This is a genomic window from Campylobacter sp. LMG 17559 (genome assembly GCF_024723605.1).
GTDB lineage: Bacteria > Campylobacterota > Campylobacteria > Campylobacterales > Campylobacteraceae > Campylobacter_D.
Map to the genome: position 1 here is coordinate 81,798 of NZ_JANQCZ010000004.1, position 22,849 is coordinate 104,646.

A 22,849-nucleotide genomic window follows, 5' to 3' on the forward strand; every position below is an offset into this window, starting at 1 on the left:
CATGTTAATGCCAAAAAGAACAAAATATCGTAAAATGATGAAAGGGCGTAACAGAGGTTATGCCAACAGAGGGACTGAATTTACTTTTGGTGATTTTGCCCTAAAAGCAACTGAAGCTGGCCGTATCAATTCACGTCAAATCGAAGCAGCTCGTATTGCTTTAACTCGTTTTGTAAAAAGACAAGGTAAAACTTGGATTAGAGTTTTCCCAGATAAACCTCTAACTAAAAAACCTTTAGAAACTCGTATGGGTAAAGGTAAAGGTGCAGTTGAGGAATGGGTAATGAACATTAAACCAGGTCGTATCATTTATGAAATGGCAGGGGTTAATGAAGAAATGGCAAGACAAGCTTTAACTTTAGCGATGCACAAGTTGCCATTTAAAACTAAGTTTGTTACAAGAGAGAGCCAAAATGAAATATACTGAGATTAAAGATAAAACAGCAGGTGAGCTTGCAACAATGCTAAAAGAAAAAAAGGTGCTTTTATTTACTTTAAGACAAAAGCTAAAAACAATGCAGCTAACTAATCCTAAAGAGATTAGCGAAGTTAAAAAAGACATCGCTAGAATCAATACTGCAATTAGCGCTTTAAAATAAGGATAGAAAATGGCATTTAAAAGAGAAATTCAAGGCGTTGTTGTTCAAATTGCTGGAGATAAAACAGCAACAATTTTGGTTGAAAGAAAAGTGGTTCACCCAAAATACAGAAAAATCGTAAAACGCTTTAAAAAATATTTAATTCATGATGAAAGAAATGAACTTAAAGTGGGAAATACTGTAGTTGCTATTGAATGTAGACCACTTTCTAAGAGAAAATCATTTCGCTTAAAAACTATAGTATCAGCAGGAGTTGAGTAATGATTCAAAGTTTTACTAGGCTTGCAGTTGCTGATAATAGCGGTGCAAAAGAATTAATGTGTATTAAGGTTTTAGGTGGTAGTAAAAGAAGATACGCTACTGTTGGTGATGTGATCGTTGCATCTGTAAAAAAAGCTCTACCAAATGGTAAAGTTAAAAAAGGTCAAGTAGTAAAAGCAGTTATCGTTAGAACTAAAAAAGAAATTCATAGAGATAATGGTTCTTTAATTCGTTTTGATGAAAATGCAGCAGTTATTCTTGATGCTAAAAGAGAGCCTATCGGAACGCGTATTTTTGGACCAGTAGGTCGTGAAGTAAGATATGGTGGCTTTATGAAAATTGTTTCACTAGCACCGGAGGTGTTGTAATGAAATTAAAAATTAAAAAGAATGATATGGTAAAAGTTATCGCAGGCGATGACAAAGGCAAAACAGGTAAAGTTTTAGCAGTATTTCCTAAAACAAATAAAGTAATTGTTGAGGGTTGCAAAATCGCTAAAAAAGCTGTTAAGCCAAGTGATAAAAATCCAAACGGCGGTTTTATCAATAAAGAAATGCCAATGGATATTTCAAATGTAGCAAAGGCAGGAGAATAAGATGATGAGATTAAAAGAAAAATATACTCAAAATATCAAACCTGCTTTAGTAAAAGAATTTGATATCAAAAATCCTATGCTTATTCCTTTTATTGAAAAAGTTGTAATCAGCGTAGGTGCTGGGGAATTAGCAAAAGATCAAAAAGTATTACAAAATGTTGCAGATACTATTTCATTGATCGCTGGACAAAAAGCAGTTATCACAAAAGCTAAAAAATCAGTTGCTGGTTTTAAAGTGAGAGAAGGCTTCCCAGTAGGTGTAATGGTAACATTAAGAAAAGACAATATGTATGCTTTCTTAGATAAGCTTATTACTATAGCTCTTCCTCGTGTTAAAGACTTTAGAGGTCTTCCAAGAGATGGTTTTGATGGAAGAGGAAACTATAACTTTGGTTTAGATGAGCAGTTAATGTTCCCAGAAGTTGAATATGATAAAATCTTAAGAACTCATGGTATGAACATTTCTATCGTTACAACAGCAAAATCAGATAAAGAGGCACAAAAATTATTAGAATTATTTGGCGTGCCATTTGCAAAAGGAAAGTAATATGGCTAAAAAATCAATGATTGCAAAAGCTGCCCGCAAACCTAAATTTAGCGTTAGAGGGTATACTAGATGCCAAATTTGTGGAAGACCACATTCAGTTTATAGAGATTTTGGAATTTGTAGAGTTTGCTTAAGAAAAATGGCAAATGAAGGTTTAATTCCTGGTCTTAAAAAAGCAAGTTGGTAAGAGGAAAGAACCATGATAAATGATTTAATTTCAGATTCACTAACAAGAATTAGAAATGCAGGGATGAGAAGATTAGAGACTACTCAACTTTTGCATTCTAAAGTTATCGAAGCTTTACTTGGAATTTTCCAAGCTAAAGGCTATATTGAAAGCTTTAATGTTATTGAAGAGGATAAAAAGAAATTCATCAATGTAGTTTTAAAATACGATGAAAAAGGTAAAAGCGTAATTAACGAAGTTAAGCGTATTTCTAAACCTGGTCGTCGTGTTTATAAAGGCAAAGATGAGATCAAAAGATTTAAAAACGGTTATGGTACTATCGTAGTAAGCACTTCAAAAGGTGTTTTAGCTAACGACGAAGCTTACAAAGCAGGCGTTGGCGGCGAAGTTTTATGTACTATTTGGTAAGAGTTTCTACTTTTTATGGTATTCGGTATCCATTCTTATAAAGTAGTCATATCGTAGACAAGTAAAAAGGAAAAATGAATGTCTCGTATAGGTAAACAACCAGTTGCTATTCCAAGTGGAGTAGAAGTAAAATTAGAAGGTAACTTGCTAAAATTCAAAAAAGGAAATTTAGCAAAAGAGCTTGATACAAAAGCAAATGTTAATGTTGAGATTAAAGAAGGACAAATTCTTTTCTCTCCTAAAGGTGAAGATAGACAAAGTAGAGCTTATTGGGGAACTTATAGAGCTTTAGCTCAAAACATCATCATCGGTTTAACTGATGGTTTTAGCAAAACTTTAGAAATCAACGGTGTTGGTTATAAAGCTGCGTTAAAAGGTAAAGTTCTTGAACTTGCTTTAGGTTTTTCTCATCCTATCAACTATGCTATTCCAGAAGGCATAGAAATTACTGTTGATAAAAACAATGTTATTATCAAAGGTAGCGATAAACAAGTGGTAGGTCAAGTTGCTGCTCAAATTCGTGAATTTAGACCACCTGAGCCTTACAAAGGAAAAGGTGTTAAATATTCAGATGAGCGTATTATCCGCAAAGCTGGTAAGACATCTAAGAAGTAAGGATAGAATATGAGAGCAAATGTATTAAAAAGAAAAATATCTTTAAGAATTAAAAGAAAAAAAAGAATTAGAGCAAAAATTTCAGGAACACAAGCTCTTCCAAGAGTTTCTGTTTTCAAATCAAACAGAACTTTATATATCCAAGCTATCGATGATGTTAAAGCAGTAACTTTAGCAGCAGTAGATGGAAGAAAAATTGGCGTTAAAGCAAATAAAGAAGGCGCTAAAAAAATAGCAGCTGAATTTGCAAAAGTTTTAAAAGCTAAAAACATAGAAGAAGCAGTGTTTGATAGAAATGGTTATTTATACCATGGTGTGATTGCAGCATTAGCTGAAGCACTAAGAGAAAACGGAATCAAACTATAACCCAAAAGGAAGATCGATGGAAAAATATAATAGAGAAGAATTTGAAGAAGTAATCGTCGATATCGGCAGGGTTACTAAGGTTGTTAAAGGTGGTAGAAGATTTAGATTTACTGCTTTAGTTATCGTTGGAAATAGAAAAGGTTTAGTTGGTGTGGGCTATGGAAAAGCTAAAGAAGTTCCAGATGCTATAAGAAAAGCAGTTGATGATGCTTTTAAAAACATTGTTGAAGTTAAAACAAAAGGTTCAACTATCCCTCATGATGTAGAAGTAAAATACAACGCAAGTAGAATTTTACTTAAACCAGCAAGCGAAGGTACAGGGGTTATAGCAGGTGGTTCAACACGTCCTATCGTGGAACTTGCAGGTATTAAAGACATTTTAACTAAGTCTTTAGGTTCAAATAATTCAGCAAATGTTGTGCGTGCTACTATCAAAGCACTTACAATGCTTAAAGGATAATCAATGAATTTAACAAAAGCACCAGGTTCAACACATAAAACCAAAAGAATAGGCCGTGGTCAAGGTAGTGGTATGGGTAAAACTTCTACTAAAGGTGGAAAAGGCCAAACTGCTAGAAAAGGTTATAATGAAAAAAGAGGTTTTGAAGGGGGTCAACAACCACTTCAAAGACGTTTACCAAAGGTAGGCTTTACTTCTAAATTTGAAAAACCTTATGTGATTAATGTTGAAAAAATCACAGCAATCAAAGAGCTTAGCGAAATTACATTTGAAACAATCAATAGCATTCATAAGCTTTCAAAAAATGTAAATAAAGTTAAGCTTATTGGAGCAAGCGCTAAAGATCTTGCTAGTAAAATTAAAGACGAGAAGATTACTTTTAGCGGACAAAAATAATGAATAAAACATTGACAAATAAAATTCTCATAACATTAGCTTTTTTATTCGCTTATAGAATATTAGCTTATGTTCCAGTTCCGGGGGTTAATGTCAGTGTTATCAAGGAATTTTTTGATTCTAATGCATCTAATGCATTAGGCTTGTTTAATATGTTTAGTGGGGGTGCTGCTGAAAGACTTAGCATCATCTCTCTAGGCATTATGCCTTATATTACTGCTTCGATTATTATGGAGCTTTTAGCGGCAACTTTTCCTAATATAGGAAAAATGAAAAAAGAACGCGATGGTATGCAAAAATATATGCAAATTATCCGTTATGCTACTATAGCTATCACTTTGATACAAAGTATAGGCGTTTCTATAGGCTTACAAAGTCTTCATGGAAAAGCAGGTCAATCAGCCATTATGATTGATATGAATACTTTTATCGCACTTTCTGCTGTTTCTATGCTTGCAGGTACCATGCTTTTGATGTGGATAGGTGAGCAAATCACTCAACGCGGTATAGGAAATGGTATTTCTTTAATTATCTTTGGTGGTATTGTTTCTACAATTCCAGGTGCAATTAGTGGAACAGTAAATTTGGTAAATACAGGCGAGATGAATTTCTTGACTATCATTGCCATTTTAGTTGTAATTTTACTTACTATTTGGGCTATTATAGTAGTAGAACTTGGAGAAAGAAGAATTCCTATTTCTTACTCAAGAAAAGTAATCATGCAAAATCAAAACAAACGTATTATGAACTATATACCTATTAAGATCAACTTAAGTGGTGTTATTCCTCCTATTTTTGCAAGTGCGATTTTGATGTTTCCAAGTACTATTTTACAAACAAGTACAAATGAATATGTGTTAAAAATTTATGACTTTTTAAATCCAAATGGATTTTTCTTTCATATTTTAACATTCTTACTTGTTATTTTCTTTGCGTATTTTTATGCATCAATTGTATTTAATGCAAAAGATATAGCTGAAAATCTTAAAAGACAAGGTGGTTTCATACCAGGTATTAGACCAGGTGAAGGAACTGCAAATTATCTTAATGAAGTAGCGTCAAGACTTACCTTGTCAGGTTCTATTTATTTAGGGCTTGTAGCTACATTACCATGGCTTATTGTGAAGTTGTTTGGTGTGCCTTTTTATTTTGGCGGAACTTCTGTTTTGATTGTAGTTCAAGTAGCACTTGATACAATGAGAAAAATCGAAGCCCAAATTTATATGAATAAATACCAAACTTTAAGTGCAGTAGGCTTATAAGAAAGTAGATTTTCTACTTTCTTCCTTTTTAAAGGATTTTGATGAGACTAGGCGTTTTTGATAGCGGTGTAGGTGGGCTTAGTGTTTTAAAATCTTTACTTCAAGCAAAACTTTTTAAAGAATATATCTACTATGGGGATACTGCAAGAGTGCCTTATGGGGTTAAAGATAAAGAAACCATCATTAAATTTTCTCTAGAAGCTTTAGAATTTTTCAAAGAAAAAAAAGTAGATATGCTTATTATTGCGTGTAATACAGTTAGTGCGCATGCTTTAGAAATTCTAAAAGCAAATGCACCATTTCCGGTTCTTGGAGTTATAGAAGCAGGAGTTTTAGCGGTTAAAAACTCTTTAGAAGATAAAAACTCTAATATATTAGTCATTGCAACACAAGCTACCGTGGATTCTCACGCTTATAAACAAGCTTTAATTAAAGAAGGTTTTTTAAAAGTGGAAGAAAAAGCAACTGGGCTTTTTGTACCTATGGTTGAAGAAGGGATTTTTCAAGGAGATTTTTTAAAAGCTGCTTTTGAGTATTATTTTAATAAGCTCAAATTTCACCCTAATGCTTTAATCTTAGCATGCACACATTTTCCCTTAATCGCTCATTCTTTGGAAGAGTATTTTGGTAAAAACACAAAACTTATTCATTCGGGTGAAGCTATAGCTTTGCAATTACAGCAAGAATTTAACTTAACATCAATTCATAAAGAAGCTAATATCGAATTTTACGCTTCAAGTGATGTAGAAAAACTAAAAAAAATTGCAAATTTATGGCTTTAAATTAATAGCTATTTACTAAAATATTTTTTATATTTATAATTTATTTTTATTTAAACATAGTTGCATTATAATCTTTATCATTTCTAATGAAAGGACTAACATGAAAAAAATGTTAATGTGTGCAGCTATGGCACTAAGTTTAGGAGCAGGAATTTTGGAAGCAAAACCAAAAGTTGCAATTTTAGCTACAGGTGGAACTATTGCAGGTTCGATTGATAGTTCAGTAGCTACTACAGGCTATACAGCTGGTGTTTTGGGGGTTGATACTTTGATTAAAGCAGTACCTCAAATTCAAGATTTAGCAGTAATTAGCGGAGATCAAATTGCTAATATTGATAGCAAAGATATGACAAATGAAATTTGGCTAAAACTTGCTAAAGAAGTTAATAGACTTTTAAAATCTGATGTAGATGGAGTTGTAATTACCCATGGTACTGATACTATGGAAGAAACTGCATATTTCCTAAATTTAACCGTAAAAAGCGACAAACCTGTTGTTTTGGTTGGTGCAATGCGCCCATCAACTGCAATTAGTGCAGATGGTCCTAAAAATCTTTACAACGCTGTAGCATTAGCAGCAAATCCTCAAGCAAAAAATAAAGGCGTAATGGTAGCTATGAATGATAGAATTCAAAGTGCTAGAGGTGTTATGAAAACCCATAGTTTAAATGTAAATGCATTTAGCTCACCAGATATGGGTGATATGGGTTATATAGTAGATGGAAAAGCATTTTTCTATAATACTAATACAAAATTACACACTAAAAAATCTCCATTTGATGTTAGCAAACTAAAAGAATTACCAAAAGTAGATATTCTTTATAGCTATGCAAATGATGGTAGCGGTGTTGCAGCAAAAGCTTTGTTTGAAAATGGAACTAAAGGTATAGTTGTAGCTGGAACAGGTGCTGGTAGTATCCATGATTATCAAAAAGATGTGTTAAAAGAATTGCTTAAAAAAGGTCTTAATGTAGCGGTAAGCTCACGTGTGGTAGCTGGTAGAGTTGCAGTAAGTGATGCTGATGCAAAACTTGGTTTCATTGATACAGGTGATATGAGTCCTCAAAAAGCTAGAGTGTTATTAATGCTTGCTCTAACTAAAACAAGCGATCCTAAGAAAATCCAAGAATATTTCTTAAAATACTAAAATCTTAAACACCCAAATGCTACAATAACATTTGGGTGGATTTTTCAATCAAAATCTTACTTAAATTAATCACAAGGATATTAAATGAAACAATATGAAAGTTATAAATGCCAAAAATGTGGCAATGAAGTAGAAGTGCAAAATGTAGGTGGTGGAAAGCTTAGCTGCTGTGGTCAAGAAATGGAGTGTATTACTAAAGATTTAACAGCTGTAAATTTAATGAAAGCTTTTGCGGGTGAATCTATGGCAAGAAATAAATATGATTTATTTGCAGATATTGCCCAAGAAGAAGGTTGGCATGCTATTGCAAAACATTTTAGAGAAGCTGCAGAAAACGAAAAATGGCACGCAAGAGCTGAGTTTAAAGCTTATCATGAATTAGTAGATGGTAAGGCTTTAGAAGAAACTGCTAAAAATTTAATCTGCGCAGCAGAGGGCGAAAACTATGAGCATACTACTATGTATCCAAATTTTGCAAAAATCGCAGAAGATGAGGGCAAAAGAAATATAGCAAGATTATTTACAGCTATAGGCAAAGTAGAAATTGAGCATGAAAGAGAATATCTAGCGCTTAAAAAAATGCTTGAAGAAGAAGATTTCTTTAATTCAGAAGTAGAAGAATTATGGGTTTGTGAAGTTTGTGGGCATATACACCGTGGTAAAAAAGCACCAAATGCCTGTCCTTTATGTAAAGCTCCAAAAGAATACTTCAAACGTGAATTTTTAGGATAATTTTAAAAACCTTGATAAAAATGATAAAATATTTTATTTTTATCAAGGTTTAATATGCAAATTTTAACTCATCCTTTCAAACCTTTTTTTGATGAAAACTCAAAAGTTTTAATACTAGGTTCTTTTCCATCTATCAAATCAAGAGAAGAAAATTTTTATTATCAACATAGTAAAAATCGCTTTTGGCGTATCTTTGAAATATTATTTGAGTGTGAGTTAAAAACAGTACAAGATCAAAAAGTTTTTTTAAAAGCAAATCATATAGCACTTTGGGATGTTATAGCAAGTTGTAAGATAAAAAATTCAGATGATAAAACCATTTCTTATGCTAAAGCAAATGATATAAGTATTATTTTAGATAAGGCAAATATAGAAAAAATTTGTGTATTAGGTAAAGTTGCAAGTAAATATTTTGCTAAATTTTATCCTGAGCAAGAATTTTTTGAACTTCCTTCAAGTTCTCCTGCTAATATGAATTATTCTTTAGAAAACTTAGTAGAAAAATATAGCATTATAAAGGAAAAATAATGGCTTTAGTTGGAGTAGATGAGGCTGGGCGTGGGGCTTTGGCTGGAGATATGCACATAGGAGCTTGCAAGCTTTTAAAAAATATTGATGGTTTGGCTGATTCTAAAAAATTAAGTGCAAAAAAAAGAGAAGAACTATATGAGCAAATTCTTTCTAACTCAAATTTTTTAATCCTTGCTTTTTCGCCTTTGCAGATTGATACTTTAGGGCTTAGTCAGTGTTTACAGCTGGCTTTAAAAATCATAAAAAAGCATTTTAACCAAGATGAGATTTTATATGATGGAAATTTAAATTATGGAGTTTTAGGCATAAAAACCATGATTAAAGCTGATATGAAAGTACAAGAAGTTTCAGCAGCTAGCATATTAGCCAAGGTAAGTCGTGATCAAAAAATGTGTCATTTTTCTAAATTATATAATAATTATGATTTTGATAAACACAAAGGTTATGGTACAAAAGCTCATATAGAAAAGATTAAAGCATTTGGTTATTCGCCCTTACACCGCAAAAGCTTTATGTTAAAGTGTTTTGAGAAAAGTTTATTTGATTAAATTGTGTGATTTTTACACTTTTGTATTTTGAATTTTACTTTCTTTTAAAAATAATAGAATGTTTTAATATTTGAAATATTATTATTAAGATAAAAAAATATAGTCAAAAAATATTTTTTTAATAATTATTTATTAAAAATAATAATATTAGTTAAAATTGCTATATGTTTTAAGAAAAATTAATTTTTTTCTATTATAGTAATATAAAAATATTTCAAGGGGTATTATGTCTTTACTTTTAAGTGGGTTAAAGATTGGAAATTTTTATATAAAAAATCGCATTGTAATGCCCCCTATGGATATGTATGAAACGCAAGTTTTAGATGGTAAAATTAATCAGTTTCACTTGATACATTATGGAGCCAGAGCTTTGGGTGGTATTGGGCTTATCATAGTTCAAGCTTGTGCGATTAATGAAAATGCAAAAATAGCTGATAATGATATAGGTCTTTGGGGAGATTTTCAAATTCAAGGACATAAAGAGCTTGTTGAGCTTTGTCATCATTTTGGTGCTAAAATTGCCATTCAGCTAAATCACAGTGGGCGTAAAAACTCGTGTAAAGAAGCCATATCAAAAGCCCCAAGCAATATAGCTTTTAGTGAAAAATTTTCCAAACTTCATGTTTTAAGCAAAGATGAAATTTTACAAATTGAGCAAGAATTTATTCAAAGTGCTAAAAGAGCTAAAGAAGCAGGTTATGACGCAGTAGAGCTTCATAGCGCTCATGGATATTTGCTTAGTTCGTTTTTATCGCCTTTATCAAATCAAAGAGATGATGAATATGGTGGTAGTTTTGAAAATAGAATACGTCTTTTGTGTGATATCATTAAGCGCATAAAAAAAGAAGTTGATATTGCTTTATTTGTAAGAATTTCAGCCACGGAATGGCAAGAAGGTGGTTGGAATTTAGAAGATAGTAAAAAACTTGCCTTGGTTTTAGAAAAATTAGGTATTGATATGTTAGATGTTTCAGCAGGAGGAAATATCAATAAACCTTCTTTAGTGCCAAACATAGCACCACTTTATCAAGCTCCTTATGCTAAGGCTTTAAAAGAAGTTGTTAAAATTCCTATATCTTGTGTAGGTCTTATAAATAGTGCTAGCGAAGGCGAGGCTTTGCTTTTGGGTGGGGTGTGTGATTTGGTTTGTTATGGTAGAAAATTACTAAGAAATCCAAATTTTGCAAATGAAGCCGCAGTTGCTTTAAATGAAAGAGAAAAAATTATGCCAAATTATACTAGAGCATATTTGTAAAATAATACAAAAAGTTTTTTTAGGTAAAAGCTTTTTTTATTATTTTTTACAAGGAGAAAATGTGGATAATCTTAAGTGGAATTCTTTTGATACGCGTTGGATGCTTTCTCTTTTTGGGACTGCAGTTGGTGCGGGGATTTTATTTTTACCTATTAAGGCGGGTGTTGGTGGTTTTTGGCCAGTTGTTGTGATGGCTTTGATTATTTTTCCAATGGTGTATTTAAGCCATAGAGCCTTAAGTCGTTTTGTATGCCAAGCAAATGGTAATGATAAAGACATTACTCATGCGGCTGAAGAGTATTTTGGTAGAAAAGTAAGTATTTTTATTTCTGTGCTTTATTTCTTTGCAATTTTCCCAATTTGTTTAGCATATTGTGTAGGTATAACTAATACTTTTGAGAGTTTTATTTATAATCAATTCTTACCACTTTTAGATCCAAATGGTTCTTTTGCAAGTGCAATTAGTGCTATGTATCAAACAAGTGTTAATGAACAAGGAAAAACTATAGCTAATTTACTTCCTTTTTATAGAGCGCTTTTTGCTTTTGTTTTGGTAAGTGTTTTTATGCTTATTATGCTTTTTAGTGAAGAATTAATCACTAAAGTATGCGAATGGCTTGTGTATCCTTTATGTGCTATTTTATTTTTATTTTCTTTATATCTTATTCCACAATGGTCATTTGAAAGTTTTAGTGCTATTCCTGGTACGAAAGAATTTATCACTATAGTGTGGCTAACTTTACCAGTTTTAGTGTTTTCGTTTAATCACTCACCGGCTATTTCTACTTTTTCTCTAAGTGTAAAAAGAGAATATCCTGAAAATTCGGTACAAAAAGCAAATCAAATTTTGCTTAGAACCTCTGTAATGTTGCTTGCTTTTGTTATGTTTTTTGTGGTATCTTGTGTGCTTTCTTTAACTCCAGCCGAACTTGCTGAAGCTAGAGCGCAAAACATACCTGTGCTTTCTTATTTTGCTAATAAGCTTGATAATCCATTTATTTCTTATGGTGGTCCATTAATTGCATTTTTAGCAATTTCTAGTTCGTTCTTTGGGCATTATTTTGGTGCTAGAGAAGGCGCTTATGGTATAGTTAGAAAATGTTGCAAATTAGCAGGTAATGAAAACCCTGATTTGAAAAAAATCGCAGTTTATTCTACTTTAGTAATGTATATTGTTATGTTAATTACTGCTTATGTAAATCCAAGCATTTTAGGTTTTATTGAAAGCTTAGGTGGTCCAATTATTGCTGCAATCTTATTCTTAATGCCTATGATTGCAATTTATACTGTATCTAAAATGAAAAAATTCCAAAATAAAGCTTTAGATGCATTTGTATTTATCACAGGTATTTTGACAATTATTACTGTAATTTATACTTTTTAAGGTGTTAGTGAATGAGTAGTAATTTAAGTATATTTAAAGTTGGTGTTGGTCCTTCATCTTCTCATACCTTAGGACCAATGCTAGCGGGTAATATGTTTTGTGAAAAGATTAAAGATAAAATCACACAAATTACAAAAATTCAAATCAGACTTTATGGCTCTTTATCACTTACTGGTAAAGGCCATTTAAGTGATAAGGCTATTATATGGGGTTTGAGTGGCTTAAGAGCAAAAGAACTCAACGCTGCTTTGCAAGATCGTGTGTTTAATAAAATTTTACAAGATAAAATTTTGGTTTTAAATGCTCAAAAAGAATTAAATTTTGATTATGATAAAGATTTGATTTTTGAAAAAGACTTTTTACCTTTACATGAAAATGGGTTAAAAGTAAGCGCTTATGATGAAAATGGAGAAATCATTGCTGAAGAAATTTATTATTCAGTGGGTGGTGGTTTTGTTATGAGTGAAGCTGAGCTTCAAAAACACAAAGACGGAGCTTGCGAGCAAAAACACACTAAATTAGAACTTGATGTTAACAATGCAAGTGATGCTTTAAAAATTTGTGAAGAAAGATCATGGGATCTAGCAAAACTTTCTTATGAATACGAGCTTCAATTTCATACTAAAGAAGAAATTAGAGCTTATTGTTTAGAAATTTGGGAAGTAATGCAAGAAGTTTATTATAATGGTATTCATCCAAGTTCAGATTTTCTTCCAGGAAATTTACATTTAAAACGCCGTGCAAAAGGGCTTAATGAGCGTTTGGCTATGACAAGCGATCCTTTGGGGATTATTGATTTTATTTCTTTATATGCTATTGCTATTGCAGAGGAAAATGCAAGTGGAGCTAGAGTAGTAACTGCTCCAACTAATGGAGCTTGCGCTGTTGTGCCTGCTGTAATGCTTTATCTTAAAAATCATACGGTTGGTTTTAATGATGAAAAGGCTATTAATTTTTTACTAACTGCTATGTTAATAGGTTCTTTTTATAAGAAAAATGCAAGCATAAGTGGTGCTGAAGCTGGCTGTCAAGCTGAAATTGGTAGTGCAAGTTCTATGGCAGCAGGAGCTATGGCTACTGTGATGGGTTTTGATGCAAAGATAGCTTGTAATGCTGCTGAAATTGCGATGGAACACCATTTAGGATTAACTTGTGATCCGGTAAGTGGTTTAGTGCAAATTCCTTGTATAGAAAGAAACGCCTTTGGAGCAATTAAAGCTATTTCAGCTGCTAGAATGGCAATGAGTAGAAAATCAACTCCAAAAGTAAGTCTTGATGAGGTTATAAAAACTATGTATGAAACCGGCAAGGATATGAACTCAAAATACAAAGAAACTTCTTTAGGTGGTTTAGCTACTAATCTTACAAGTGTATGTTAAAACCTTAAGTTGTAAAACTTAAGGTTTTTCCTTAAAGCTTTTAAAAGCGCATAAATGCTAAATTTTTAAAAATTTTAAGGAAAACATAAATGATAGAAATCAAAAAACCAGCAGAGATAGAAAAACTACGCAAAGCAAATGAGCTTGTAGCTAGAACGCTTGATTATCTAGAGGGCATTATAGTTCCAGGTATGAGTTTAAAAGAAATTGATATTAAAGCGGAAGAATTTATACTTGATCATGGTGCAAAACCATCTTTTAAAGGTTTATATGGTTTTCCAGGCAGTATTTGCATCTCGCTTAATCAAGCTTGTATTCATGGTGTAGGCGATGAACGTATTTTAAAAGAAGGCGATATTTTAGGTCTTGATGTAGGTACTTGCATAGATGGATACTATGGAGATGCAGCAAGGACTATACCTATAGGTAAAATTTCAGCTACTGATGAGGCGTTAATTGCTTGTGCTAAAGATGCTTTATATTATGCTATAGATATTATCAAAGAGGGTATGCGTTTTAAAGAGCTTTCTTATGAGCTTGGTGAGTTTATTACTAAAAGAGGTTTTGTGCCTTTGAAAGGTTATTGTGGTCATGGTATAGGTAAAAAACCTCACGGTGAGCCTGAAATTCCAAATTATTTAGAACCAGGTGCTAGTGCAAAAAGTGGACCTAAAATCAAAAATGGCATGGTATTTTGCATAGAGCCTATGGTATGTCAAAAAGATGGCACGCCAGTGCATTTAAAAGGTAATTGGGAAGCAGGAAGCAAAGATGGTTTAAATGCTGCTCATTATGAGCATTGTGTTGCTATTATAAATGGTAAGGCAGATATTTTATCTAAGTAAGAAAGTTTAATCTTTCTTACTCGAATGTTTTTAATTTTTCTGAAAGTTTAGAAGCATTTTCTAAAACATCTTGTGAAATTTGCGTTAAATCAAGGGAGTAGTTTTTAACACAATTTGCAAGCTCAGTTACTTTTTCTATATTTTGTTCTAGTTCATTCATTTTAGCTTTTGATTCATCGCTTTTTTCTTCCATGATTTTAGTAGAATGAATACTTGTTTTTAATTTTTCTATAGAAGTTCCAACCTCACCTTGTAAGATATTAGCTTTGTTAGAGGTATCATTCATGGATTGATGAATTCCATCCATCAAACTTTTGTTGTCATTGATTTGTTGCACTATAGTTCTTACAGTAGTTTCTATAGCAACTAAAGATTTTGTGGTTTTATCTGCTAGATTTCTAACTTCATCAGCAACTACAGCAAAGCCACGTCCATGCTCGCCTGCACGCGCTGCTTCAATAGCTGCATTTAGCGCAAGTAGGTTGGTTTGGTCGGCTATGTCTTTTATGGTTGTAGTAACTTCTACTATGCTATCAGCACTTTGTACTAACATATCCATAGCACTTAAAACACTTTGTTCTTTTTCACCACTTAACAATATAAGCTCTACTAATTCTTTAAGTGTAAGCTCAACTTTAGCCATTACTTCTTGCATACCATGCATATCATTTATAGTGTTTTTAGCTAAATTTTGTGTTAAGTCTATATGGCTTTCTAAGATAGAACTTATTTCATGGACATTAGAAATTTGTTCATGTTGTAAAAGTGAGCTTTGCTGCAAAACTTCAGCATTTTGAGAAAGCTTTTGTGAGCTTTTGTGACTTGAATTTGCAGTTTGTATAGCTTCTAAAACTGAATTTTGCACTATTTGTATAAAAGAGTTTATGTAGCCAGCACTTGTAGCCAATTCACTTTTTTTATCAATATCTAATCTTGCACTTAAATTCGCATGCTCGCCAGCTAAGTTTGCACTTAGTTTTTCAAGTAAAGATATAGGTATGATTACTTTTTTTAATGTTAAAAGTATGAAGAAAATCAATACAGCTAAGGTGAATAAGAAAATTCCTATAGCGGTGTAAAGATTGTATTTGTTGTTAAGATTAATTTCTTGAGCAATGAAATTTTTATGAGATATGATTTCTTTTTGTAATTCTTGATCAAGAAAACTTTGAGAATTATCTTTTAAAATTTTAATCTGACTTAGTATCATTTTACAATGTGTGCTAAAAAGTTCAAATAATTCTTGTGGAAGCTGTGGATCGTTTGTGTTTAAATTTGCTACTAAACTTTGGAGACGATTTTGTGCTAAAGGTTCTAGTATATCCATAGTTCCTATGATGCTTAATATATCCCCGATAGATTCTATTTGTCTAGCTTCTTGAGCAGTAAGTGCTAGCTTGTTTGTTTGTTTAATGATTTCTTGTTGAATTTCATAAAGATAAAGTTTTGAATTTATAGCAATAGAATTAGCTGATTTAAAATGCTGTAATTGAGCATTTTTTTTCTCAAAAATCGTTTGTATTTTTTTAGTGTCTATTTTATTGGCTTTTAAAATTGCTAAAGTATTTTCAAAATCTTGTATTAAAGCAACGCTAGTGTCATAATTTTGCAAATTGAGTTTATTTTTAAAAATCTCATCTATTTTGGTATCTAGAATTTCTAATTTTTGAAAAGAACCCATGATGAGTGAATTTCTTTTTGTGGTGTTGTAGGTATTAAAGATAAATAAAGTCAAAGTTAAAAGTAACACCAAAACCACTATAGACAAAGAGATGAATTGTTTTAAAAAAGAAAAAGATTTTTTATTTGAGTGGGTCATGGTATTCTCCTGTTAAAGAATTTAAAAAAGCAACTATATCATCAACCACATCTTGTTCTAAAAATTTACCAAGTTGATAATAAGCCATAAATTGCACGCAAGCATCAAGTGTTGGCATGGAGCCATCATGAAAATAAGGAGCAGTTTTGGCTATATTTCTAAGGCTTGGCACTTTTACTACAAATTGATCATGAGGATCTTGGGTAATCTCATAGCGCCCTTTCCAGTTTGTTCCATTATCATAAGGTACAAATACTCCCATTTTTTGATACATATTGCCACCTATATTTTGACCTTGATGGCATGCTATGCAACCGTTTGACAAAAAAGCATTGTAACCTCTTTTTGCTTGCTCGCTTATTGCATTTTTATCACCTTTTAAGTAGCGATCAAAAGGAGAATTTGGAGTGAGTAAGGTTTTTTGAAACTCAGCTAAAGCGTGTGTTATATTTTCAAAGCTAATTTCTCCATAAAGTTTTTTAAACTCTTTTTCATAAATTGGGTTATCTTTTACAATTTGTACTACTTCATTTTCATCTTTTAAGCCCATTTCTTTGGGATTTAATAAAGGATGTTTGGCTTGATCTTGCAAGTCTTTTGCATTGCCTCTCCAAAATTGAGATAGATTAAAAACAGCATTGAAATTTGTAGGCGTATGAAATGGTTCGTCTATTATGCCATTAATACCCGTTGAAAAAGTTTTATTATCAACTCCAAATTTTGTAATATCATGACAAGTATTACAAGATACTTTTTTATCTTTTGATAAACTTGTATCCATGTAAAGTTTTTTACCTAAAATAGCTTTTTCTTTATCATAAGGAACACTTTCAGGTAAAGGGGTAATCATTTCAAGTGCTAAAAGTGGTAGTAAAGAAAATATTAAAATAATAAAAGTTTTCATAATCATTTTCCTTATTTTTATAAATTTTTAATTAATAATTTTTCTTAATTATAGCACTAAAATCTTAATCTTTTATAAGTAAATACAGTGGTTAGAAGCGTTATAAATGATAAAAATAAAATATAAATAAAAATTCCATAAACAAAAGGATTCTCAGGTCTTATAGCTAAAGAATGCAACATAAATACAAGCTGAGGTGTAAAACCACCCGCTATAGCATAGGCTATATTATAAGAAAAAGAAATTCCACTAAAGCGAATACTTGGTTTAAAAATTTTACACATTAAAATAGGTGCTAAGGCATTAATACCACCAAAAAAACATGCAATAAAATAAAAATATATACTTAAATGTAAAATTTGAGCATAGAAAAAATAAAAATAAAAAAAGCAAGAAAGACTAAAACCTATTGTAAAAATCAAACTAGTGGTTAAAAAGCCAAATTTATCTACCCAAATTCCAGCAAGCAAGGTTCCGCAAGATAAAATCACTATTGCAATCATTTGTATTAAAATAGCGTCTGTTTTATCAAGAACTAAAACTTCAGGTATAAAATTTGGCATAAGTAAAATAAGTATAATCACACAAGCTGTAAGCATCCATGTTAAAAGCATAGAAGCGATGATATCTAAAAAAATATTTTTTTCTTTAAAAAGAGCTTTTAAAGGAAATTTTTCTAAATCATTTTCTTGGTGCATTTTTTGAAAAATCGGTGTTTCTTCTAGAAATTTTCTAAGATAGATAGAAATAATACCAAAAATACCACCTATGGCAAATGGAATACGCCAAGCATAATCATAAATTGATTCTTGATCAAAACAATGATTAATTACTAGCGCAACAAAACATCCCAAAAGAATACCAAAAGCCATAGAAGCATTAATAGCGCTAATATAAAAACTATCTTTTCCATCGGGTGCATGTTCTTTTACAAAAACCCAAGCACCAGGTAATTCTCCGCCTATGGCTATACCTTGAGCTATTCTAACAAGTAGTAAAAAAATAGGAGCTAAATAACCTATACTTTCAAAAGTAGGTATAAAAGCTAAAGAAAAAGTTGGAAGTACCATGAGTAATATGCTTAACATAAACATTTTTTTACGGCCAAATTTATCACCAAAATGAGCCATAACTATGCCACCAAGTGGTCTAGCTAAATATCCTGCCGCAAAAGCTCCATAAGTATTTAAAAGTTTCCAAAAATCACTTAAATCACTTGGAAAAAAATTTCTTGAAATATAATTAGCAAAAAAGACAAAAATCACAAAGTCATAAAATTCTAAGGCCCCACCTAAAGAAGATAAGGAAAGTGTTTTATAATCACTTCTTTTTAAACTTTTTGGCATCTAAATACTTTCTTTTTTGTAGTAATTTTATAATTATAGTAAAAAAATATCATAGTTTGTTAAAAAATATTAAAAATTTAACAAGAAAAATTGTGATAAAATAATAGTTCTGTATTTTGTAGAAAGGAGAAAAGCATTGGCAAAAGATGATATTATCGAAATTGATGGTAATGTAATCGAAGCTTTACCTAATGCAACTTTTAAAGTTGAATTAGATAATAAACATGTGATACTTTGTCATATTGCAGGTAAGATGCGTATGCATTATATTAGGATTATGCCTGGCGATAGAGTTAAAGTGGAACTAACACCTTATAGCCTTGATAAGGGTCGTATTACATTTAGATACAAATAAGTCTAAGTTGTTTAAAAGCAAAAGTAAAATATAATTAGCACTTTTGCAGAAAATGCAATAAAACTGTATGAAGAAGTATTTTCAAAATCACCACTTATTTTGAAAATAGTTGGTTGCTCTAAAAACCTGGTGCAGTTGTAAAAAAAGTGGAATTTACAATAACAGGAGTAAAGCATGAAAGTTAGACCATCTGTTAAAAAGATGTGTGACAAATGCAAAGTAGTTCGTCGTAAAGGCGTAGTTCGCATTATTTGCGAAAATCCAAAACACAAACAAAGACAAGGATAATTTATGGCTCGTATTGCAGGTGTGGATTTACCAAAGAAAAAAAGAATTGAATATGGTTTGACTTATATTTATGGTATAGGTTTGCATACTTCAAGAAAAATCTTAGATAAAACAGGAATTTCTTACGATAAAAGAGTTCATGAACTAAGTGAAGATGAAGCAGCAGCTATCCGTAAAGAAATTCAAGAAAACTATATGGTTGAGGGTGATCTTAGAAAACAAGTTGCTATGGATATCAAAGCATTAATGGATCTAGGAAGCTTTAGAGGCTTAAGACATAGAAAAGGCTTACCGGTTCGTGGTCAAAAAACAAAAACAAATGCCAGAACTAGAAAAGGTAAGAGAAAAACCGTTGGTGCAAAATCATAAGGATAGAAAATGGCAAAAAGAAAAGTAGTTAAGAAAAAAGTAGTTAAAAAAAATATAGCTAAAGGTATAGTTTATATCAGTGCAACATTTAATAATACTATGGTTACTGTAACTGATGAAATGGGAAATGCTATCGCTTGGAGTAGTGCAGGTGGTTTAGGATTTAAAGGTTCTAAAAAATCAACTCCTTATGCAGCACAACAAGCAGTAGAAGATGCTTTAAATAAAGCAAAAGAACATGGTATTAAAGAAGTAGGTATTAAAGTACAAGGACCAGGAAGTGGTCGTGAGACAGCGGTTAAGAGTGTAGGTGCTATGGAAGGTATTAAAGTAACTTTCTTAAAAGATATTACCCCATTAGCTCATAATGGTTGTAGACCACCAAAACGTCGTCGTGTCTAAGAATAAGATATAAGATTTAGGAGAATTATAATGGCAAGATATAGAGGACCAGTAGAGAAATTAGAAAGACGACTTGGCGTAAGCTTGGCAATGAAAGGCGAAAGAAGATTAGCAGGTAAAAGTGCTTTAGATAAACGCCCTTACGCACCAGGTCAGCATGGACAAAGAAAAGCTAAAATCAGCGAATACGGACTTCAATTAAGAGAAAAACAAAAAGCTAAATTTATGTATGGAGTTAGCGAAAAACAATTTAGAAGATTATTTAGTGAAGCTGCTAGAAAAGATGGCAACACCGGTGCGCTTTTAATCCAGCTTTTAGAACAAAGACTTGATAATGTTGTTTATAGAATGGGTTTTGCTACAACACGCCGTTTTGCTAGACAACTTGTAACTCATGGACATATTTTAGTAAATGGTAAAAGAGTAGATATTCCTAGTTATAGAGTAGAAGCAGGTCAAAAAATCGAAGTGATTGAAAAAAGCAAAAACAATCCTCAAATTTCAAGAGCGATCGAACTTACTGCTCAAACTGGTATAGTTGCTTGGGTTGATGTAGAAAAAGATAAAAGATTTGGAATTTTTACAAGAAAACCTGAAAGAGAAGAAGTTATCATTCCAGTTGAGGAAAGATATATCGTTGAGTTGTACTCTAAATAATAAAGGTTTTTGATATGAGACATATTACAACTTCTGCTTATACACCGACAGAGTTTAGTATTGAAAATATCAGTGATACAGTAGCAAAAGTAAGTGCATGGCCTTTTGAAATCGGCTATGCTATTACTTTGGCGCATCCTTTGCGTCGTTTGCTTTATTCAAGCACAGTAGGTTTTGCTCCAACAGGAGTTAAAATCAAAGGCGTAGCACATGAATTTGATAGTATGCGTGGTATGCTTGAAGATGTAGCATTGTTTATTATCAATCTAAAAAAATTAAGATTTAAACTAAAAACAGATTCTGAAAAAGAAGTTATAACTTTTAGTTTTAAAGGACCAAAAGAAATTTGCGGAAAAGACTTAGATAACGATGTTGTTGAGGTTGTGAACGCAGATAGCTATCTTGCAACGATCAATGAAGATGCAGACTTAGAATTTACCTTAATCATTGAAAAAGGTATAGGTTATGTACCTTCTGAAGAAGTGCAAAATTTCTTAGATCCTGAATTTATAGCACTTGATGCATTCTTTACTCCAGTAAAACATGCAGTTTATGATATAGAAAAAGTGCTTTTTGAAGATAACCCAGATTATGAAAAAGTTGTTTTTACAATCACAACTGATGGTCAAATTTCACCAAGTGATGCTTTTAAAAATGCTTTAGAAGCAATGTATAAACAATTATCAGTGTTTGATAAAATCACTAATGCTCAAAGCGTTGTAAGAAGCCAAACACAAAATAATGAAGTAGAGCATGTAAAATTACTTCAAAATATAACTGAGTTAAATTTAAGTGCAAGAAGCTTTAATTGCCTAGAAAAAGCAAATGTGGTTTATATCGGTGAGCTTGCTTTAATGAGTATAGGCGAACTTGCAGATTTAAAAAATCTAGGTAAAAAATCTTTAGATGAGATTAAAAGTGTGATGGAGTCTATAGGTTTTCCTATAGGAAATTCAAAACTCAGTGATAGTGCAAAAGAAACGCTAAAAAGAAAAATTACAGAATTAAAAGCACAAAATGAAGGATAATCAATGAGACATAGACATGGATATAGAAAGTTAGGTCGCACTTCTACTCACCGTGCAGCCTTATTAAAAAACCTTACCATTGCTATTATTAAAGCAGGTAAAATAGAAACAACATTACCTAAAGCAAAAGAATTAAGAGGTTATGTTGAAAGATTGATCACTCGTGCAAGAAAAGGTGATTTCAATGCTCATAGAGCAGTTTTTGCTAGCTTGCAAGATAAAGAAGCTACAAATAAACTTGTAACAGAAATCGCACCTAAATTTGCAGATAGAAACGGTGGTTATACAAGAATCATCAAAACAAGAATCCGCCGTGGCGATGCTGCAGAAATGGCTTTCATCGAATTCGTAGCTTAATTTTTAGCCTTTTTAAAGGCTAAAAACTTATTAATTTTTTTATTTACTTACTATTTTTTGTATTTTTATCCATTTTTTGCTACTATTAATCTTTTTAACTACAAAAAAGGAAAAAAATGCAAGAAAATTCAAGATTACGCATAGCTATACAAAAATCAGGTCGTTTAAGTAAAGATTCTATCGCCTTGCTTGAATCTATAGGCGTAAAACTTCGCATACACGATCAAAGCTTGATTGCTTTTTCTACAAATTTACCTATTGATTTACTTAGAGTAAGAGATGATGATATACCAGGATTAATTTTTGATGGAGTGGTAGATCTTGGTATAGTTGGAGAAAATGTTTTAGAAGAAAATGAACTAGAAAGAAAATCAAAAAACGAAAATGCAGATTTTATAATGCTTAAAAAGCTTGATTTTGGTGGATGCCGTTTGTCTTTAGCATTGCCAGAAAATAGTGAATATAAAGGTATAGAAAGTTTTAAAAATTTACGCATAGCAACTTCTTATCCACAGCTTTTAAAGCGTTTTATGGAAGAAAATAACATTCCTTATAAAACTTGTATGCTAACAGGCTCAGTTGAAGTAGCGCCAAGTGCAAATTTAGCTGATGGAATTTGTGATTTAGTTTCAAGTGGTGCTACTTTAAAAGCAAATGGACTTAAGGAAGTTATGGTAATTTATAAATCAAAAGCTTGCATTATTCAAAGAAAAGAAAGTTTAGCTTCACATAAACAAGAATTAATCGATAAACTACTCATTAGGATTAATGGAGTTATGCAAGCAAGAGAGTCAAAATACATCATGTTGCATGCTCCTATTGAAAAGCTGGAAAAAATCACAGCTTTATTGCCAGGTGTTGAAAAACCTACGATTTTACCTTTAGAAAATGATAAAGCTAGAGTGGCACTGCATATGGTAAGTCAAGAAAATTTATTTTGGGAAACTATGGAAGCTTTGAAAAAAGAAGGCGCAAGTGCGATTTTAGTTTTACCTATTGAAAAAATGCTCTCTTAAAGGATAAAA

General features: G+C 31.7%; 33 protein-coding genes. 30 read left to right on the forward strand and 3 right to left on the reverse strand.

Annotated elements, in window-relative coordinates; genetic code table 11:
- Nucleotide 1 precedes the first annotated feature (1 nt).
- The 22 genes from rplP to map all read left to right on the forward strand — a co-directional run bounded on the left by rplP (nt 2) and on the right by map (nt 14,299).
- A complete protein-coding gene (rplP, locus tag CAMP5082_RS03095) occupies nt 2–427 on the forward strand; it encodes a 50S ribosomal protein L16 (RefSeq protein ID WP_012660818.1) in 426 nt (141 codons plus the stop codon).
- Nucleotides 414–599 (forward strand): 50S ribosomal protein L29, encoded by a 186-nt coding sequence (gene rpmC, locus CAMP5082_RS03100; protein WP_012660819.1) that lies wholly within the window; start codon nt 414–416, stop codon nt 597–599. The genes rplP and rpmC overlap by 14 nt, the downstream gene beginning before the upstream one ends.
- Nucleotides 600–608: 9 nt before the next feature.
- Nucleotides 609–860 carry a 30S ribosomal protein S17 gene (rpsQ, locus tag CAMP5082_RS03105; protein ID WP_039617148.1) on the forward strand — a complete coding sequence of 84 codons (252 nt, stop codon included), beginning with the start codon at nt 609–611 and terminating at the stop codon, nt 858–860.
- Nucleotides 860–1,228: a 50S ribosomal protein L14 gene (gene rplN, locus CAMP5082_RS03110; RefSeq protein ID WP_012660821.1), complete on the forward strand. Its 369-nt coding sequence runs from the start codon at nt 860–862 to the stop codon at nt 1,226–1,228. Before rpsQ ends, rplN begins: the two co-directional genes overlap by 1 nt.
- The gene (gene rplX, locus CAMP5082_RS03115; RefSeq protein ID WP_012660822.1) at nt 1,228–1,455 is read left to right on the forward strand and encodes a 50S ribosomal protein L24; all 228 of its coding nucleotides are present in this window, start codon (nt 1,228–1,230) and stop codon (nt 1,453–1,455) included. Before rplN ends, rplX begins: the two co-directional genes overlap by 1 nt.
- 1 nt (nt 1,456) lies before the next feature.
- Nucleotides 1,457–2,002 carry a 50S ribosomal protein L5 gene (rplE, locus tag CAMP5082_RS03120; RefSeq protein WP_012660823.1) on the forward strand — a complete coding sequence of 182 codons (546 nt, stop codon included), beginning with the start codon at nt 1,457–1,459 and terminating at the stop codon, nt 2,000–2,002.
- 1 nt (nt 2,003) lies between these two features.
- The gene (locus CAMP5082_RS03125; RefSeq protein WP_012660824.1) at nt 2,004–2,189 is read left to right on the forward strand and encodes a type Z 30S ribosomal protein S14; all 186 of its coding nucleotides are present in this window, start codon (nt 2,004–2,006) and stop codon (nt 2,187–2,189) included.
- Nucleotides 2,190–2,201: 12 nt separating this feature from the next.
- Nucleotides 2,202–2,597 (forward strand): 30S ribosomal protein S8, encoded by a 396-nt coding sequence (gene rpsH, locus CAMP5082_RS03130; RefSeq protein WP_039617152.1) that lies wholly within the window; start codon nt 2,202–2,204, stop codon nt 2,595–2,597.
- Nucleotides 2,598–2,675: 78 nt separating this feature from the next.
- Nucleotides 2,676–3,212, forward strand: coding sequence for a 50S ribosomal protein L6 (gene rplF / locus CAMP5082_RS03135; protein WP_039617154.1), 537 nt, complete (start codon nt 2,676–2,678; stop codon nt 3,210–3,212).
- 9 nt (nt 3,213–3,221) lie between these two features.
- Nucleotides 3,222–3,578 (forward strand): 50S ribosomal protein L18, encoded by a 357-nt coding sequence (rplR, locus tag CAMP5082_RS03140; protein ID WP_039617157.1) that lies wholly within the window; start codon nt 3,222–3,224, stop codon nt 3,576–3,578.
- A gap of 16 nt (nt 3,579–3,594) precedes the next feature.
- Entirely contained in the window at nt 3,595–4,038 is a 444-nt protein-coding gene (gene rpsE, locus CAMP5082_RS03145) for a 30S ribosomal protein S5 (RefSeq protein WP_039617161.1), read from the forward strand.
- 3 nt (nt 4,039–4,041) lie between these two features.
- Nucleotides 4,042–4,434, forward strand: coding sequence for a 50S ribosomal protein L15 (rplO, locus tag CAMP5082_RS03150; protein ID WP_039617163.1), 393 nt, complete (start codon nt 4,042–4,044; stop codon nt 4,432–4,434).
- On the forward strand, nt 4,434–5,696 hold the full coding sequence (gene secY / locus CAMP5082_RS03155) for a preprotein translocase subunit SecY (protein ID WP_039667833.1): 1,263 nt from the start codon (nt 4,434–4,436) through the stop codon (nt 5,694–5,696). Before rplO ends, secY begins: the two co-directional genes overlap by 1 nt.
- Nucleotides 5,697–5,737: 41 nt before the next feature.
- Entirely contained in the window at nt 5,738–6,478 is a 741-nt protein-coding gene (gene murI, locus CAMP5082_RS03160) for a glutamate racemase (RefSeq protein WP_337205880.1), read from the forward strand.
- A gap of 115 nt (nt 6,479–6,593) precedes the next feature.
- On the forward strand, nt 6,594–7,625 hold the full coding sequence (locus CAMP5082_RS03165) for a type II asparaginase (protein WP_263726778.1): 1,032 nt from the start codon (nt 6,594–6,596) through the stop codon (nt 7,623–7,625).
- 84 nt (nt 7,626–7,709) lie between these two features.
- Nucleotides 7,710–8,357 carry a ferritin family protein gene (locus tag CAMP5082_RS03170; RefSeq protein ID WP_012660833.1) on the forward strand — a complete coding sequence of 216 codons (648 nt, stop codon included), beginning with the start codon at nt 7,710–7,712 and terminating at the stop codon, nt 8,355–8,357.
- A gap of 54 nt (nt 8,358–8,411) precedes the next feature.
- The gene (locus CAMP5082_RS03175) at nt 8,412–8,885 is read left to right on the forward strand and encodes a DNA-deoxyinosine glycosylase (RefSeq protein ID WP_337205881.1); all 474 of its coding nucleotides are present in this window, start codon (nt 8,412–8,414) and stop codon (nt 8,883–8,885) included.
- A complete protein-coding gene (locus CAMP5082_RS03180) occupies nt 8,885–9,436 on the forward strand; it encodes a ribonuclease HII (protein ID WP_337205882.1) in 552 nt (183 codons plus the stop codon). Before CAMP5082_RS03175 ends, CAMP5082_RS03180 begins: the two co-directional genes overlap by 1 nt.
- Nucleotides 9,437–9,662: 226 nt before the next feature.
- The gene (locus CAMP5082_RS03185; protein ID WP_337205883.1) at nt 9,663–10,691 is read left to right on the forward strand and encodes an oxidoreductase; all 1,029 of its coding nucleotides are present in this window, start codon (nt 9,663–9,665) and stop codon (nt 10,689–10,691) included.
- Between the two features lie 100 nt (nt 10,692–10,791).
- Nucleotides 10,792–12,075, forward strand: a complete 1,284-nt coding sequence (locus CAMP5082_RS03190) for an aromatic amino acid transport family protein (protein ID WP_442863318.1) — start codon at nt 10,792–10,794, stop codon at nt 12,073–12,075.
- A gap of 11 nt (nt 12,076–12,086) precedes the next feature.
- Nucleotides 12,087–13,454 (forward strand): L-serine ammonia-lyase, encoded by a 1,368-nt coding sequence (locus CAMP5082_RS03195; RefSeq protein WP_066007744.1) that lies wholly within the window; start codon nt 12,087–12,089, stop codon nt 13,452–13,454.
- An 89-nt stretch (nt 13,455–13,543) separates the two neighbouring features.
- Nucleotides 13,544–14,299, forward strand: a complete 756-nt coding sequence (gene map, locus CAMP5082_RS03200) for a type I methionyl aminopeptidase (protein WP_263706953.1) — start codon at nt 13,544–13,546, stop codon at nt 14,297–14,299.
- A gap of 16 nt (nt 14,300–14,315) precedes the next feature.
- Here the strand turns inward: map and CAMP5082_RS03205 are convergent, their stop codons facing one another.
- Genes CAMP5082_RS03205 through CAMP5082_RS03215 form a run of 3 tightly spaced genes read right to left on the reverse strand, consistent with a single transcriptional unit; the run spans nt 14,316 to nt 18,368 of the window.
- The gene (locus CAMP5082_RS03205; RefSeq protein ID WP_337205885.1) at nt 14,316–16,118 is read right to left on the reverse strand and encodes a methyl-accepting chemotaxis protein; all 1,803 of its coding nucleotides are present in this window, start codon (nt 16,116–16,118) and stop codon (nt 14,316–14,318) included.
- Entirely contained in the window at nt 16,102–17,025 is a 924-nt protein-coding gene (locus CAMP5082_RS03210) for a cytochrome-c peroxidase (RefSeq protein WP_442863319.1), read from the reverse strand. Before CAMP5082_RS03210 ends, CAMP5082_RS03205 begins: the two co-directional genes overlap by 17 nt.
- A gap of 53 nt (nt 17,026–17,078) precedes the next feature.
- On the reverse strand, nt 17,079–18,368 hold the full coding sequence (locus CAMP5082_RS03215; RefSeq protein ID WP_337205887.1) for an MFS transporter: 1,290 nt from the start codon (nt 18,366–18,368) through the stop codon (nt 17,079–17,081).
- Nucleotides 18,369–18,504: 136 nt separating this feature from the next.
- On the opposite strand from CAMP5082_RS03215, the gene infA reads away from it, so the two are divergent.
- From infA to hisG, 8 genes are all read left to right on the forward strand, one after another.
- On the forward strand, nt 18,505–18,723 hold the full coding sequence (gene infA / locus CAMP5082_RS03220; protein ID WP_012660842.1) for a translation initiation factor IF-1: 219 nt from the start codon (nt 18,505–18,507) through the stop codon (nt 18,721–18,723).
- A 174-nt stretch (nt 18,724–18,897) separates the two neighbouring features.
- Nucleotides 18,898–19,011, forward strand: coding sequence for a 50S ribosomal protein L36 (gene rpmJ / locus CAMP5082_RS03225; RefSeq protein ID WP_002781429.1), 114 nt, complete (start codon nt 18,898–18,900; stop codon nt 19,009–19,011).
- Between the two features lie 3 nt (nt 19,012–19,014).
- Nucleotides 19,015–19,380, forward strand: a complete 366-nt coding sequence (gene rpsM / locus CAMP5082_RS03230) for a 30S ribosomal protein S13 (RefSeq protein ID WP_012660843.1) — start codon at nt 19,015–19,017, stop codon at nt 19,378–19,380.
- Between the two features lie 9 nt (nt 19,381–19,389).
- Entirely contained in the window at nt 19,390–19,782 is a 393-nt protein-coding gene (gene rpsK, locus CAMP5082_RS03235; protein WP_012660844.1) for a 30S ribosomal protein S11, read from the forward strand.
- A gap of 30 nt (nt 19,783–19,812) precedes the next feature.
- The gene (gene rpsD / locus CAMP5082_RS03240; RefSeq protein ID WP_039617184.1) at nt 19,813–20,439 is read left to right on the forward strand and encodes a 30S ribosomal protein S4; all 627 of its coding nucleotides are present in this window, start codon (nt 19,813–19,815) and stop codon (nt 20,437–20,439) included.
- Nucleotides 20,440–20,453: 14 nt separating this feature from the next.
- The gene (locus CAMP5082_RS03245; protein ID WP_337205888.1) at nt 20,454–21,467 is read left to right on the forward strand and encodes a DNA-directed RNA polymerase subunit alpha; all 1,014 of its coding nucleotides are present in this window, start codon (nt 20,454–20,456) and stop codon (nt 21,465–21,467) included.
- A 3-nt stretch (nt 21,468–21,470) separates the two neighbouring features.
- Nucleotides 21,471–21,824 (forward strand): 50S ribosomal protein L17, encoded by a 354-nt coding sequence (rplQ, locus tag CAMP5082_RS03250; RefSeq protein ID WP_012660847.1) that lies wholly within the window; start codon nt 21,471–21,473, stop codon nt 21,822–21,824.
- Nucleotides 21,825–21,940: 116 nt separating this feature from the next.
- Complete coding sequence (gene hisG / locus CAMP5082_RS03255; RefSeq protein WP_039667846.1) at nt 21,941–22,840, forward strand: ATP phosphoribosyltransferase; 900 nt, start codon at nt 21,941–21,943, stop codon at nt 22,838–22,840.
- Nucleotides 22,841–22,849 lie beyond the last annotated feature (9 nt).